This window comes from Rhizobium sp. R693 (genome assembly GCF_002211315.1).
GTDB lineage: Bacteria > Pseudomonadota > Alphaproteobacteria > Rhizobiales > Rhizobiaceae > Rhizobium.
In genome coordinates, this window is record NZ_LOKY01000023.1 from 150,668 (window position 1) to 165,406 (window position 14,739).

The 14,739-nt window shown below is 61.8% G+C and carries 14 protein-coding genes and 1 riboswitch; of the genes, 12 read left to right on the top strand and 2 right to left on the bottom strand.

Annotation, left to right across the window (positions count from 1 at the left end; genetic code table 11):
- The first annotated feature begins 141 nt into the window (after positions 1–141).
- From ATY79_RS18415 to ATY79_RS18470, 12 genes are all read left to right on the top strand, one after another.
- The gene (locus ATY79_RS18415; RefSeq protein ID WP_088693235.1) at positions 142–1,098 is read left to right on the top strand and encodes an ABC transporter permease; all 957 of its coding nucleotides are present in this window, start codon (positions 142–144) and stop codon (positions 1,096–1,098) included.
- A gap of 2 nt (positions 1,099–1,100) precedes the next feature.
- On the top strand, positions 1,101–2,060 hold the full coding sequence (locus tag ATY79_RS18420; RefSeq protein WP_088693033.1) for an ABC transporter permease: 960 nt from the start codon (positions 1,101–1,103) through the stop codon (positions 2,058–2,060).
- Positions 2,060–3,067, top strand: a complete 1,008-nt coding sequence (locus tag ATY79_RS18425; protein WP_088693034.1) for an ABC transporter ATP-binding protein — start codon at positions 2,060–2,062, stop codon at positions 3,065–3,067. Before ATY79_RS18420 ends, ATY79_RS18425 begins: the two co-directional genes overlap by 1 nt.
- A complete protein-coding gene (locus tag ATY79_RS18430; protein ID WP_088693035.1) occupies positions 3,067–4,059 on the top strand; it encodes an oligopeptide/dipeptide ABC transporter ATP-binding protein in 993 nt (330 codons plus the stop codon). Before ATY79_RS18425 ends, ATY79_RS18430 begins: the two co-directional genes overlap by 1 nt.
- Positions 4,056–5,117 (top strand): four-carbon acid sugar kinase family protein, encoded by a 1,062-nt coding sequence (locus ATY79_RS18435; protein ID WP_088693036.1) that lies wholly within the window; start codon positions 4,056–4,058, stop codon positions 5,115–5,117. The genes ATY79_RS18430 and ATY79_RS18435 overlap by 4 nt, the downstream gene beginning before the upstream one ends.
- Before the next feature lie 24 nt (positions 5,118–5,141).
- Entirely contained in the window at positions 5,142–5,906 is a 765-nt protein-coding gene (locus ATY79_RS18440) for a FadR/GntR family transcriptional regulator (protein ID WP_189637151.1), read from the top strand.
- Between the two features lie 48 nt (positions 5,907–5,954).
- Positions 5,955–6,066, top strand: a riboswitch (TPP riboswitch).
- Between the two features lie 93 nt (positions 6,067–6,159).
- Positions 6,160–7,986, top strand: a complete 1,827-nt coding sequence (thiC, locus tag ATY79_RS18445) for a phosphomethylpyrimidine synthase ThiC (protein ID WP_088693038.1) — start codon at positions 6,160–6,162, stop codon at positions 7,984–7,986.
- Position 7,987: 1 nt separating this feature from the next.
- Entirely contained in the window at positions 7,988–8,962 is a 975-nt protein-coding gene (gene thiO / locus ATY79_RS18450) for a glycine oxidase ThiO (protein WP_088693039.1), read from the top strand.
- Positions 8,959–9,156: a sulfur carrier protein ThiS gene (thiS, locus tag ATY79_RS18455; protein ID WP_088693040.1), complete on the top strand. Its 198-nt coding sequence runs from the start codon at positions 8,959–8,961 to the stop codon at positions 9,154–9,156. Before thiO ends, thiS begins: the two co-directional genes overlap by 4 nt.
- Before the next feature lie 2 nt (positions 9,157–9,158).
- Positions 9,159–9,932 carry a thiazole synthase gene (locus tag ATY79_RS18460; RefSeq protein ID WP_088704554.1) on the top strand — a complete coding sequence of 258 codons (774 nt, stop codon included), beginning with the start codon at positions 9,159–9,161 and terminating at the stop codon, positions 9,930–9,932.
- Positions 9,929–10,558: a thiamine phosphate synthase gene (locus ATY79_RS18465; RefSeq protein ID WP_088693042.1), complete on the top strand. Its 630-nt coding sequence runs from the start codon at positions 9,929–9,931 to the stop codon at positions 10,556–10,558. The genes ATY79_RS18460 and ATY79_RS18465 overlap by 4 nt, the downstream gene beginning before the upstream one ends.
- Before the next feature lie 117 nt (positions 10,559–10,675).
- Entirely contained in the window at positions 10,676–12,001 is a 1,326-nt protein-coding gene (locus ATY79_RS18470; RefSeq protein WP_088704555.1) for a glucoamylase family protein, read from the top strand.
- Here ATY79_RS18470 and ATY79_RS18475 read toward each other — a convergent pair whose 3' ends face one another.
- Both ATY79_RS18475 and ATY79_RS18480 read right to left on the bottom strand, forming a co-directional pair.
- On the bottom strand, positions 12,002–13,042 hold the full coding sequence (locus ATY79_RS18475; protein ID WP_088693043.1) for an ABC transporter ATP-binding protein: 1,041 nt from the start codon (positions 13,040–13,042) through the stop codon (positions 12,002–12,004).
- Positions 13,039–14,595 carry an iron ABC transporter permease gene (locus tag ATY79_RS18480; RefSeq protein ID WP_088693044.1) on the bottom strand — a complete coding sequence of 519 codons (1,557 nt, stop codon included), beginning with the start codon at positions 14,593–14,595 and terminating at the stop codon, positions 13,039–13,041. Before ATY79_RS18480 ends, ATY79_RS18475 begins: the two co-directional genes overlap by 4 nt.
- Positions 14,596–14,739 lie beyond the last annotated feature (144 nt).

Genomic DNA, 14,739 nt, shown 5'->3' on the forward strand with positions numbered 1-14,739 from the left:
CGGCCCGAAACTCTGAAATAGATAGCCCTCGGGCACATTAGCAACCGCGCGAAGACCGCAAGGCCTTCGCGCAAGTTTCAAGAAGACATCGCATGTCCGCGTTGATGCGGAAAGGTGTCTGCCAACCGGTGGGAGATGACCTTGTTACGCTACGTGCTGACCCGGTTTGCCATCTGGATTCCGTCCGTTCTGATCGTGATGCTGGCCGTCTACGCGCTGGCATTCTACGGCGCCGGCGACCCGATCAAGCTGATCTTTCTGCGCGCACCCGGCGATGTCGCCTATAATCCACAGCGCATCGAAGCCATCCGCGAAAGTGCCGGCCTGAACAGGCCCTTCATCGAGCAGTTCGCCCTTTACATCTGGAACCTGTTGCACGGCCAGTTCGGCAATTCGCTGACCTCCGGTCGCTCGGTCTGGGCAATGGTTTCGGCTGCGGCCCCCGTTTCTTTCAAGCTGGCGCTCTGTTCCATCATCCTGACGACCATCATCGCCATTCCGCTCGGCATGATCGCCGCAATGAACCAGAACAGCCGCCTCGATTATACGATCCTCGGCAGCGCGCTCTTTCTGTGGGCGATCCCGGCCTATGTCGCCGGCCCGCTGCTGATGGTCGGCCTTATCGTGCTGCTGCCGATGGTCAAGGTGCCGTATGGTTGGGGTGGGGTTTTCGATGTGCGCATCCTGTTGCCGCTCATCGTGCTCTCATTTCAGCCGATCGCGCTGATCGTCCGCCAAACGCGCGCCGCCGTCATCGAAGTACTGTCGGAGGATTTCGTCCGCACGGCCCGCGCCAAGGGCGTACCTGAAATGGTCGTGGCACTGCGTCATATCCTGCGCCCGGTGCTCACTCCCGTTGTCACCCAGCTCGGCCTGATCATGATTACCATTGTCAATGGCGCGATCTTCGTGGAGCTCGTCTTCGGTCTTCCCGGCCTCGGTCGCCTGACCGTGCAGGCACTGACCAATTCCGACTACCCCGTCATTCTGGCGATCACGCTCATCGGATCCTTCCTGGTGATGATCTCGAACCTTCTGGTCGACGTTCTCTATCCGCTGCTTGATCCGCGTGCCAACGATGCAAGAAGGAGCCGCTGACCATGTCCGCCATCCCTCTCTCTCCCGTCGCAGCTCAGGAAGAGGCACCCGTCAGCCTCTGGCGCGACGCCTGGCATCGCCTGAAGCGCAACAAGCTTGCCGTCTTCGGCCTGATCGTCGTGGCAATCCTTGCTTTCACCGCGATCTTTGGCCCCTATCTGACGCCCTATGACTACCTGAGCCAGAATCTGCAGGCCCGCAACGCCGTGCCGTCGCTGCAGCATCTCTTCGGCACCGACGATCTCGGCCGCGATGTATTCAGCCGCGTCGTCTTCGGCACCCGCACGGCCTTCCTGGTCGCGGTCATTGTCACCGTCATCGCGGTTCTGATCGGCACGATTCTCGGCGCCATCGCTGGCTTCTTCGGCAATCCGTTCGACCGCGTCATCATGTGGCTGACCGACATGACCATGTCCGTGCCGAACCTGCTCCTCGTCGTCGTCATCAATGCATCGTTGAAGTCCCCGATCACCAAATGGATGGAGGCGCAGTATCTGGCGACGCTCAATCCCTTCTATCGCCAGACCATTTGGGTCGACTTCATTCTGGTCTTCGGCTCGATGGCCTTGATTTCCTGGCCGCCCTATGCGCGTCTCGTTCGCGCCCAGGTACTGTCGATCCGCAGCCGGCCCTATATCACGGCCGCCCAGGCACTCGGCCTTTCGAACTGGATCATCATGAAGCGCTACGTCATTCCAAATGCGCTTGGTCCGCTGATTGTCTCCGTCAGCGCCGGCCTTGGCACTGCCATGGTTCTGGAGAGCGCCTTCAGCTTCCTCGGCATCGGCGTCAACCCACCGACCCCAAGCTGGGGCAACATGATCTCGGATGGCCTGCGCGTCTGGCAGCACTACCCGCATCTGCTGGCCGCCCCGGCCGCCGTTCTCGGCCTTGCCTCGGTTGCCTTCAGCTTCCTCGGCGATGGCCTCAACGACGCACTCAATCCGCGGGGTTCCAAGTGATGAACACGACGCGATCCAACGAGAAACTGCTCGATGTCCGCGGCCTGACGGTCGAAATCGACGGCAGAAACGGCCCGGCGGTCGTGGTCGATGGCATCGACCTTCACGTCAACAAGGGCGAGACGCTTGGCGTCGTCGGCGAGTCCGGCTGCGGCAAGAGCCTGACGATGCTGAGCCTGATGCGGCTACTGCCGAACAAGATCAAGGTCACCAAGGGGTCGGCGAGCTTCGACGGCCAGGACCTGCAGAAGATGTCGAATAAGGAACTGCGCAAGGTGCGCGGCGGCGATATCGGCTTCGTCTTCCAGGATCCGATGACCTCGCTCAACCCAGTCATGCGCATCGGCGACCAGATCTGCGAACCGCTGATCTATCACCGCGGCATGAAGAAGGCAGAGGCTCGCGTTCGCGCCGTCGAACTGCTGCGCCTCGTCGGTATTCCCGGTCCGGAAGAGCGTCTGCAGGCCTATCCGCACGAACTTTCCGGCGGCATGCGCCAGCGCGTGATGATCGCGATCGGCCTTGCCTGCAATCCGAAACTGCTGATCGCGGACGAGCCGACGACGGCGCTTGACGTCACCATCCAGGCGCAGATCGTCGACCTGGTGAAGGACCTGCGCGCCAAGCTCGGTATGTCGGTTGTCTGGATCACCCATGACCTGGCGCTGATCGCCGGTCTCGTCGATCGCGTCGCCGTGCTCTATGCCGGCACCGTGGTCGAGGATGCACCGGTCGACGAGCTCTATGCCCGGCCGAGTCATCCCTATACGCGTGGCCTCTTGGCCTCGATCCCGAAGCTGTCGGATGCGCCAGCAAGCCGGCTTAGCTCCATCGGCGGCACGCCGCCGGAGCCGGGCCGCCGCCCCAAGGGCTGCCCCTTTGCACCGCGCTGTCCGCTGGCGGAAGCCGTCTGCCACGAGCGCGTGCCGAAACTCGAACCGCTATCAGGCGCCGGAAACCACCGCACGGCCTGCTTCGTCGTCCAGAAAATGCAGGAGGCTGCGTGATGGGTGCTCAACCGCTGCTAAAGGTCGAAAACCTCGTCAAGCATTTCCACGTCAAGCTCGGCGCCTTCGGCGAGCGCTCGGCGACGGTCTATGCGCTGGATAACGTCAATCTCGACATCATGGAAGGCGAGACGCTCTCGCTGGTCGGTGAATCCGGCTGCGGCAAGTCGACGACCGGCTTCACCATCCTCAACCTCTACAAGGCGACATCAGGCAAGGTCTTGTACAAGGGGCAGGATCTGGCGACGATGGATGAAAAGCAAATGCGGCCCTTCCGCCGCGACCTGCAGATCGTCTTTCAGGATCCCTATTCAACGCTCAATCCACGTATGACGATCGGTGAGGCGATCGGCGAGCCGATCCTCTTTCACAAGCTTTGCACCAAAGCGGAGCTCAAGGACAAGATCGCCACACTGCTGACCGACGTTGGCCTGCCCACCCGCTTTGCACAGCGCTATCCGCATGAGCTGTCCGGCGGCCAGCGGCAGCGTGTCGTCATCGCTCGCGCACTCGCCTGCCAGCCGAAATTCATCGTCTGCGACGAGGCGATCTCGGCGCTCGACGTCTCGATCCAGGCGCAGATCATCAATCTCCTGCTCGATCTGCAGGAAAAATATGGCCTGACCTATTTGTTCATCGCCCATGATCTGGCCGTCGTGCGCCATATCAGCACCCGCGTCGGTGTCATGTATCTCGGCCGCCTGGCGGAACTTTCGACGCGCGAGGAACTGTTCGAAAACCCTTTGCATCCCTACACGAAGGCGCTGCTCTCTGCCGTTCCGGAAACGGATCCGGAGCTGGAACGCACGCGCAAGCGCCAGATCCTGCAGGGCGACGTGCCGAGCCCGCTCAACCCACCGAGCGGCTGCCGCTTCCATTCGCGCTGCCCGATCGCCATGGACGTGTGCAGCAAGGTCGTGCCGGAGTGGAAGGAAGCCAAACCCGGCCACCTTGTCGCCTGCCACGCCGTCAACACAGGACAGACTGTATGACGCTAAAGGTCGCGATCATCGCTGACGATTTGACCGGCGCGCTCGACACGGGAACCCCCTTCGTCGACGCCGGACTTTCCGTCGCTGTCGCGATCGACGTCGGAGCCATACCGGAAACGCTTGCGACCGATTGCGAGGTCGCGGTCGTCAACACGGCTTCAAGAGCTCTCCCGGAGGAGGAAGCGGCAAGAAAGGTCAGCGCTGCGGCGAAGGCCCTTCTTGCCGCCTCGCCTCAGATCGTTCTGAAAAAGATCGACTCCCGGCTCAAGGGGAATGTTGCAGCGGAAAGCGCAGCTTTGGCTGCCGTCTTCGGTCACGAGGCGATCGTCGTGTCACCCGCCATTCCCGATCAGGAGCGGTTGACCCGCAGCGGCCACGTGGTCGGCCGTGGCGTCGGTGAGGCGCTGCCAATCTCCGTTCTCTTCGAGACGAGCGACCATCAAGTGACCGTCCGCGACGCCGAAACGGACAGCGATCTCGACCGGGTGGTTGATGCATATGACTGGAGAAGGACCCTAGCCGTCGGTGCCCGAGGTATCGGCAGTGCACTTGCCCGCAAGATCGGCCAACCGAATAGCGCAAACAATCCCTTTGCGACGTCATCCCGGACGGTTTTTGCTTTCGGCTCGCGCGATCCCATCACGGCGGCGCAGATGGCCAAACTGGAAAGTTCCGGTGGCCTAGTCTCGACCATCGATGCGCCCATGGGAGCATTGCCTCCCGAAGCACGATTTGGCTTGCCAATCCTTCTGCGCTGCACAGGCGAAATCACCAGCGAGGCGGCAGCAGTTGCCGACCGCTTCGCGAAAGGCGTAAAATCAGTCATAGACGCAACGAGCCCGGAGATGCTGATGGTCGGTGGGGGCGATACGGCGCTGGCGGTATTTCGCGAACTTGGAATTCGAACCCTGAGGCCGAAGGGCGAGATCGAAGCGGGGATTCCATGGTTTGATGTAAACACATCCGACGGCCTGCATCTGCACTGTGCGGTGAAGTCGGGGGGCTTTGGGAATTCTGATAGTTTGCTAAGACTGATTGCACAGAATCAGGCGGCATAGGCGATGCCGGCGGGGAGAATGAAAGTGGACGAAGCAAACGGTGTATCGGCAAATGCCCAGACGACCCCGGCAGCCAAGCCGGAGCGTGGCAAGGCCGTCAAGCTGGTCGATCGGGTCTTCGACCAGTTGCAGGAGCGCATTCGTTCCGGAAACTATCCACCGGATTCGCGTCTGCCCGGCGAGCATGAGCTCGCATCGATGCTGGGCGTCTCGCGTCCAATCGTGCGCGATGCCTTGGCGCGGTTGCGCGATCAAGGGATCGTCTATGCCCGTCAGGGCGCAGGCACCTTCGTCAGCGCCCACGGCTCACCAACGACGCAGCTTTCGTATTCGCCGGTCAAGACAATTGCCGACATTCAGCGCTGCTACGAGTTTCGCCTGACGATCGAGCCCGCTGCCGCTTATTTTGCGGCCAAGCGTCGTGACGAAGCGGCGATCCAGAAAATTGCCGCTGCACTCGCCGATCTGCGCGAGGCGACCAGCCATCAGCTCCATCGTACCGACGCCGACTTCACGTTTCATCGTGCCGTCACGGAAGCCGCCAACAACCACTACTACACGGCCTCGATCGACGCCCTGAAGGCTCATATCGCCGTTGGCATGCACCTTCACGGCCTATCGCTCCTTGGTCCGCGTCAGGGCCTTGAGCAGGTCTACGAGGAGCACAACAAGATTTACCTCGCCATCGTCGAAGGCCGTGCGGAAGACGCGCGGGCTTTGATGAAGGCGCATCTTGAGGGTTCGCAGAGCCGCCTCTTCGAAGGCCGCGCTCTGGACCTTTCCATGTAGGTTGCGGCAGTCGGCTTGACAGCTTTGCTGCTCTGGTTCTAACCTTTTGACATTCACCAGGGGGGTCCCGGCAAGGGGCTGAGATACTGCTATCGTGCGCAGTGACCCGTTGAACCTGATCCAGTTCATACTGGCGTAGGGACGGTGCAAGCGCTCGAAGGCATTGGATTCTCGCGTGGAATCGGTGCCGGCGTCTTTTCATCATTCCGGCTGAGGACTGGGTCTCCAAACCTAAAACTTGGAGCCTCAAACCATGAATATTGCCGCAAAGAACATCACCCCGACCGTTACAACAGGCCCGCTGCCGGCATCCCGCAAGCTCTACATCCCGGGGGACATCCATCCCGATATCCGCGTGCCGATGCGGGAGATCAGCGTGCACCCGACATCAGGAGAACCGCCGGTTACGGTCTACGATTCCTCAGGGATCTATACGGTTGAAGGCGCTGACATCCGCATCGAGCAGGGGCTTCCGGAACTGCGCCGGAATTGGGTGCTCGCACGTGGCGATGTCGAAGCCTACCAAGGCCGCCAGGTGCGCCCCGAGGATAACGGCTTCGCCAGCGGCGAACGGCTGACGCCGGAATTCCCCGCCAAGCGCCAGCCACTCCGCGCCAAGGACGGCAAGGCCGTCACGCAGCTCGCCTACGCCCGCGCCGGCATCATCACGCCGGAGATGGAGTTTATCGCAATCCGCGAAAATCTCGGCCGCAAGGCGCAGGCGGAAAAGCTCACGCGTGACGGCGAGAGCTTCGGCGCCCGGATTCCGGATCACGTCACCCCGGAATTCGTCCGGCAGGAAGTGGCTGCGGGTCGGGCGATCATCCCCGCCAACATCAACCACCCCGAATCCGAACCGATGATCATCGGCCGGAACTTCCTGGTGAAGATCAACGCCAATATCGGCAACTCCGCGGTCACCTCTTCCATGGCGGAAGAGGTCGAGAAGATGGTCTGGTCCGCTCGTTGGGGCGCCGATACCGTCATGGATCTCTCCACCGGCCGCAACATCCACAACATCCGCGAATGGATTATCCGCAACTCGCCGCTGCCGATCGGCACCGTTCCGCTCTACCAGGCGCTGGAGAAGGTCGAGGGCATTGCCGAGAACCTGACCTGGGAAGTCTATCGCGATACCCTCATCGAGCAGGCGGAGCAGGGCGTCGACTACTTTACCATTCACGCCGGCGTACGGCTTCACTATATCCCGCTGACCGTCAACCGCGTCACCGGTATCGTCTCGCGCGGCGGCTCGATCATGGCGAAGTGGTGTCTTCATCACCATCGGGAAAGCTTCCTCTACGAGCATTTCGAAGAGATATGCGACATCTGCCGCGCCTATGATGTCTCGTTCTCGCTCGGCGACGGCCTGCGTCCGGGTTCGATCGCCGATGCCAACGACGCCGCGCAATTCGCAGAACTAGAGACCCTCGGAGAACTGACAAAGATCGCCTGGGCCAAGGATTGCCAGGTCATGATCGAAGGCCCCGGCCATGTGCCGATGCACAAGATCAAGGAAAACATGGACAAGCAGCTCGCCGTCTGTGGCGAGGCGCCCTTCTATACGCTCGGGCCGCTCACGACAGATATCGCGCCGGGCTACGACCACATCACTTCGGGCATCGGGGCTGCGATGATCGGTTGGTTCGGCACGGCAATGCTCTGCTACGTCACCCCGAAAGAGCACCTTGGCCTTCCGGACCGCAATGATGTGAAGACCGGCGTCATCACCTACAAGATCGCTGCCCATGCCGCCGATCTCGCAAAGGGGCACCCGGCCGCTCAGGTGCGCGACGATGCCCTGTCACGCGCCCGCTTCGAATTCCGCTGGGAGGATCAGTTCAACCTGTCGCTCGATCCGGAGACGGCCCGCAGCTTCCACGACGAAACGCTGCCGAAGGAAGCCCACAAGGTGGCGCACTTCTGCTCGATGTGTGGCCCGAAATTCTGCTCGATGCGGATCTCGCACGACATCCGCGCCGAGGCACAGAAGGAAGGACTCGACGCCATGGCGGCAAAATACCGCGAGGGCGGCGATCTCTATATGCCGATCCACACCGTCGACCAGTCGCGTGACTGAGATGCATGTCCTTGTCAAAGGGGCCGGCGTTGCCGGCCTCGCGGTCGCGCACGAGCTCAGCGTTCGCGGTGCCGACGTCACTGTTGTGGATCCGCGTCAAGGCCCCAGCCAGACAGCCTCCTGGCTCGCTGGCGGCATGCTCGCGCCCTGGTGTGAGCGAGAAAGCGCCGACGAAGCCGTGTTGCTGCGTGGCCGCGATGCCATCGACCGGTGGGACGTGATGCTGCCGGGCGAGGTACACCGGAACGGAACGCTGGTCATTGCCCCTGCACGCGACCAGGGCGAACTCGATCGCTTCGCCGATCGCACAAGCGGCCGTGAATGGCTGGGCGAAGAGCAAATCGCCACATTGGAGCCAGCTCTGGCAGGCCGCTTCCGGCGCGCGCTTTTCTTCCCGCTCGAGGGCCATCTCAATCCAAGGCGCGTGCTGGGTCTGCTGCGAGAAAAGCTCACCGCCCGGCGTGTCACTTTCATTGCCCAAGTGACCGAAAGCACCGACCATGATGATATCATCGATTGCACAGGCGCAGCGCGCATCGGGCAAACGAACGGACTTCGCGGCGTTCGCGGCGAAATGCTCTATCTGGAGACTCCTGAGGTTCACCTCAGCCGACCGGTCCGCCTGCTCCACCCTCGTTTCCCGGTTTATATCGTTCCTCGTGGAGATGGCCTCTTCATGGTGGGCGCCACGATGATCGAGACAGAGTTCGGCGGCCCGATCTCGGCACGTTCAATGATGGAGCTGCTGAACGCTGCCTATGCCGTGCATCCCGCCTTTGCGGACGCGGCCGTCGTCGAAACCGGGGTCGGCGTCCGACCGGCGTTCGCCGACAATTTTCCCCGAGCGACCCGCGAGCGTGATGCTGTCGTGCTCAACGGTCTCTATCGCCACGGCTTCCTGCTGGCACCCGCGATGGCGGAGGAGGCCGCGGACCTTGTCTTCTCCCGAACCGAAATAGGAGGAAGTAACCGATGAGATTGATCGTCAATGGCGAGCAACACGACCTGATTGCCGCGACGTTGTCGGAGTTGCTGACGCTGATGGAATACGAAGGCGACTGGTTGGCGACCGCCGTAAACGGCGAAATCGTCCACCGCGAGGATCGTGCCGACCACGCGCTTAGCGACAATGACAGGATCGAAATCCTGTCGCCGATGCAAGGGGGCTGACCATGTTGACACTTTACGACACTGAAGTCTCTTCCCGTCTGCTTCTCGGTACCGCACGATATCCATCACCCGCGATCCTTGCAGGGGCCGTCAAACGGTCAGGAACGGAGATCGTCACCGTCTCGCTTCGCCGCGAGACCGCCGGCGGACGAAGCGGTGGTGCCTTCTTCGAAATGATCCGCGCGCTTGGCGTTCGCGTTCTGCCGAATACAGCCGGCTGTCATGGGGTTTCAGAGGCCGTGCTGACAGCCAAGATGGCGCGCGAGTTGTTCGGCACCAATTGGATCAAGCTGGAGGTGATCGGCAACCACGATACGCTTCAGCCAGACGTTTTCAGCCTGGTGGAGGCCGCACGCATCCTTTCAGCCGAAGGCTTTAAGGTCTTCCCCTACACGACTGACGACCTCGTGGTGGCGGAGAAGCTGCTCGAAGCGGGTTGCCGGGTGCTGATGCCCTGGTGCGCCCCGATCGGCAGCGCCGCGGGACCGCTGAACCTCTCTGCTCTGCGTTCCATGCGCGCACATTTTCCTGACGTTCCGCTCATCGTCGACGCCGGCATCGGCCGGCCGTCGCACGCGACATCAGTCATGGAACTCGGCTTCGATGCCGTCCTCTTGAATACCGCCGTCGCCGGTGCGGGCGACCCTGTTGCCATGGCCAATGCATTTGCCAAGGCGATCGACTCCGGCCACGAGGCTTTCGGTGCGGGCATGCTCGAACCACGCGATGTTGCTGTTCCGTCGACACCCATCATCGGAAAGGCCGTCTTTGCATGAAGCTCGATCCCTTCTATCTTATCGTCGACAGTGCCGAATGGATCGCGCGGCTAGTGCCGCTCGGGGTCAAGCTTGTGCAGCTACGGATCAAGGATAAGGAACCGGCCGAGCTGCGCACCGAAATCCGAACCGCAAAGGCAATTTGCGCCGCACATGGCTGCCAACTGATCGTCAACGACTACTGGCAGCTTGCTATCAATGAAGGATGCGATTTCGTCCACCTCGGTCAGGAGGATCTGGAAGCGGCCGATCTCGGCACCATTCGAGCGGCCGGCCTGAAGCTCGGGCTGTCCACCCACAACGATGCCGAGCTCGAGACAGCGATGGCGGCAAAGCCGGACTATGTCGCGCTCGGTCCGATCTATCCGACCATCCTCAAGCAAATGAAGTGGTCGCCGCAGGGACTTGAGCGCCTCCGCATATGGAAAGCGCGCATCGGCGACCTGCCGCTCGTCGCTATCGGCGGGCTGAACGTCGATCGAATCGAGGGCGTTTTGTCTCGGGGCGCCGACAGCGCTGCCGTCGTGACGGATATTACCCTGAGCCCCGATCCGGAGACACGAACGCGGCAGTGGCTTGCTGCCACCGCTTCTTGGCGCGGGGTGGAAATGCCCTTGGGTCGGTAGCAGACCAGAACGACCTGATGGGTCGTTCAGTCGCAACGCCTTCAAAAATGATTGATTTGCGGATCGCGCTTCACCATGTTGAACCGGGGACTGGACAACAAGTTGGGCTTGGCACGTATGTTACAACGGACCGAGGAAACGGACGCCGCGCTGATCGACAGGCTTCAGCAAGGCGCATTTAATTATTTCCCGAAGCACTACAATCCGGACAACGGCTTGGTCCCGGACACGTCCATCGCGGGCGTTCCCTGCAGCATCGCCGCGGTCGGCTTTTCCCTGTCGTCCTATGCCGTCGCTGTCGAGCGTGGCTGGATGCAGCGCTCCGAAGCGATCGACTACACGCTGAAGACGCTTTGTTTCTTTGCCAACGGCCACCAAGGTCGCGAGCGGCACGCGATCGGCTATCGCGGTTTCTTCTATCACTTCCTGCATATGGACACCGGCCACCGCGCCTGGAACAGCGAGCTGTCGACGATCGACACCACGCTTCTCGTGGCAGGCATGTTGACCGCCGCGGCCTATTTCGACCGCAACACCGAAGCCGAAACGGAGATTCGTAGGCTCGCGAGTTTGGTCTACGAAAGAATCGACTGGCACTGGGCGCTGAACAAAGGCCAGACCGTCTGCATGGGCTGGAAGCCGGGCAGTGGCTTCCTGCGCTGGCGCTGGCAGGGCTACGACGAAGCGATCCTGCTTTATACGTTGGCGCTCGCTTCCCCGACGCATCCAATCCCGGCGTCGAGCTATGATGCCTTTACCGCGAGCTATTCGTGGATGCTTTTCGGCGATCAACCTTATGTCTATGCCGGCCCGCTCTTCATTCATCTTTTCTCGCATGCCTGGATCGATTTCCGCGGAATCCAGGACAAGGCAATGGCCGAGCGCAACTGGGATTATTTCCGCAACACGCAGGTATCGATCGCCGTGCAGCGGGACTATGCGCAGCGCAATCCCGGCCATTTTGTCGGTTACAGCAAGGACATCTGGGGGCTGTCTGCCTCGGACGGCCCGCCTCCGACCCGTAACATGCGTGGCGGTCGCCATCCGCGCGTACTCGGCTATGCAGCGCGTGGCGCACCGCTCGGACCAGATGACGGCACGATCGCACCCTGGGCAGCACTCGCATCGCTCCCATATGACCGCCAAGCGTCGCTCGATGGCCTTCGCGCCCTGATATCGACCTATCCGAACCTGCTCTACGAGGATCGCTTCCCCGGTGGATTCAACCCGACCGTCAAGACCAAGCGGCCTGAAGGCTGGGTCGACGACCGCTGCGTCGGCATCGATCAGGGTCTTCTGGTCATGACGATCGAAAATGATCGCTCGGACTTCATCTGGGGCCTTGTGCGCCGTTCACCGGTCATCCGACGCGGTCTTGAGCTAGCAGGATTTAGCGGTGGCTGGTTATCGGAAGATGAGAGTTCCGAACTGAAGATCGCCTGATCAGCGACTTCCGAGAACGTGCGCCTTGCCGGCGATGTCGAGACGAACATGATCTCCGCGCTCCGGAAGCGCCACGCTCGACGTCTTGACCATGATCGGCGGAAGGGCGACGCCTTCAAGCGACACCGCGACGGTGCAGGTCGCCCCGCCGAATTCGACCTCCACGACCCGTCCGCGATAGGTCTGCGCGCTTTCATCGGGAACGACCCTGATCTGTTCGGGCCGCAGCATGATCTCGACCTTGCCTTTATGGCTGCCGTCGACAGCGACGCGGCCGAGCGCACAATCGGCAAAACCATTGCGAACAATGGCCGGAAGCATAACCGCGTCTCCGAGAAAAAGAGCTGTCTCGCGATCAATGGGCTGCAAATAAACCGATTGCGGTGAACCCGCCTGGATCAACCGGCCTTCTCGCAGGACGGCGACCTGATCAGCAAAGGACAGCGCTTCCGCCTGGTCATGGGTGACGAGGATCGTCGTGATGCCCGCCGACTGGAGAACGCGCGCGACGGCCTTGCGCATACTCTCGCGCAGACCGGTATCGAGAGCCGAAAACGGTTCATCGAGCAGCATCAGGCGCGGCTTGCGACCGAGCGCGCGGGCAAGCGCCACGCGCTGCTGCTGGCCGCCGGAAAGCTGGTGCGGCCGGCGGGTGAGCATGTTGCGGTCAAGCTCGACCATATCGAGCAGGTCGATAATGCGTCGTTCGCGATCGGGCGCGCCGCGCTCGAAGCCGAAACCGATATTGTCGGCGACGCTCAGATGCGGAAACAGCGCGCCATCCTGCGACACGATACCGATGCCTCGCTTGTGCGCGGGCACCACCACCGGACCGTCCGCCAGAAGCTCGCCGCTAAGCGTCACACGGCCGTCATCAGGCTGCTCGAAACCGGCGATGATGCGCAGCAGCGTCGTCTTGCCCGACCCCGAAGGCCCGACCACGGCCGTGCGGCTCCCGGCGGCGACATCGAGTGAAATGTTCTGCAATGCCTGAACATGTCCGTAGCGCTTGCTGATGCGATCGATCGTAAGCAGCGTCATTGTCCGGCAGTCCGTTTCGATTGGGCATAGAGGAGAAGGGTGAGCGGCAGCGATAGCACGACCATCATGAATGCGTAAGGCGCCGCTGCCACGTAGTCGATCTCGCTGGTCAGCGACCAGAACTTCGTCGCAAGCGTTTCCACTCCATTCGGCGCCAGCATCAACGTCGCGGTGAGTTCGTTGGTGATGCCGAGACCAACAAGCGCGACGCTGGCCGCCGCACCCGGCGCGGCCAGCCGCATGGTGATCTGCCTCACTGCCTGGGCGGGCGTGCGGCCAAGGCCCATTGCGGCACGCTCCAGCTCCACCGGCGCCTGCGCGATACTGGCGCGCAGGCCCACCATGGCACGCGGCAGAAACAGCAGGATGTAGGCAGCAACAAGGGTCGCAAAGGTCTGATAGAGGGGCAGAACGAGACGGACCGTAATCGTCACCAGCGCCAATGCGACAACTACGCCCGGCAACGAGCCCACATAGTAGTGGCAAGCCTCGAGCAGGCGCTGCAGCCGTCCCGGCGCGCGGACGGAAAGCCAAGCCATTGGCGCGGCAGCAATCGTCGCAAGCACGCCGCCGGCAAGCGCGAGAACGATAGTTTGCACAAACGCATTGCCGACCGCGTCGACGCGCCAGACCCCGAGCCCACCGAGATAGAGCCATCGCACCAGCGTCACCAAGGGAACGCCGAGCGTCAAAGCCGCGAGACCCACCTGGAGTACGATCGCCGGCACTATGAACCAGCCAAGCCGACGGCGATCCGCCGGCCGCGCCGAGCCGGATCCGACACGGGCATATCGCTCGTTGCCGCGCAGCAGGATTTCCAAGCCGAGCAGAAACAGGCAGCAGCCGACAAGAACACCACCCAGCATGTTGGCAGCCGGGCTATTGTAGGCGGATTGGAACTGATCGACGATCGCCGTTGCGAAGGTGTCGAAACGGATCATCACGAAGAGACCGTACTCCGACAGCAGATGCAGCGCGATCAGCAGCGAACCACCGCAGATGGCGAAGCGCAATTGTGGCAGGATGGTGCGGAAGAACAAACGCCAAGGCCCGAGGCCAAGGGAAGAAGCGGCGTCCTCAATCGCGGGGTCAAGCCGGCGCAGGGCAGCGGCGACCGGCAGATAGAGAAACGGGAAGTACGCAAGCACGGAAACGAAGACGCCGCTCTGCAGCCCGCGCATGCCGGGGGCGAGGCTGATCCACGCGTAGCTATGGACGAAGGCCGGCACCGCGAGCGGCGCAACCGCCAGCCACGACCACAGCCGCGCGAAGGGTATATCCGTCCGCTCGACCAGCCAGGCCAGTGTCACGGCAAGAGCGATCGACAGTGGAATGGTAAATGCTTCCAGCAGCACCGTGTTGACGAGCAGCTCGCCAACGCGCGCGCGGAACACCAATTCCTTGACGGTCTGCCAACCGACATCGAAGGTTATCCAGCCTATGAAACCGAGCGGCACCAGACTGAACAGCGCCACAACGGAGGCAAAAAAGATGACGGCAGCGTGGGGCAGACGTGCACGCAGCCGATCTATTCCCGCCACCGACCGCGCCATCGGCCTTTCATGACCGGGAACAAGCAATCTGTTGTCCTGCAGCAAGGCCGCGCCTTCATACGCTGAAAAAGGAAGGCAACCGCCTATGATAGGCGGTTGCCGATTTCGTCATGCCCTACGTTTTTCTTGAGCCAAAAGCAACAG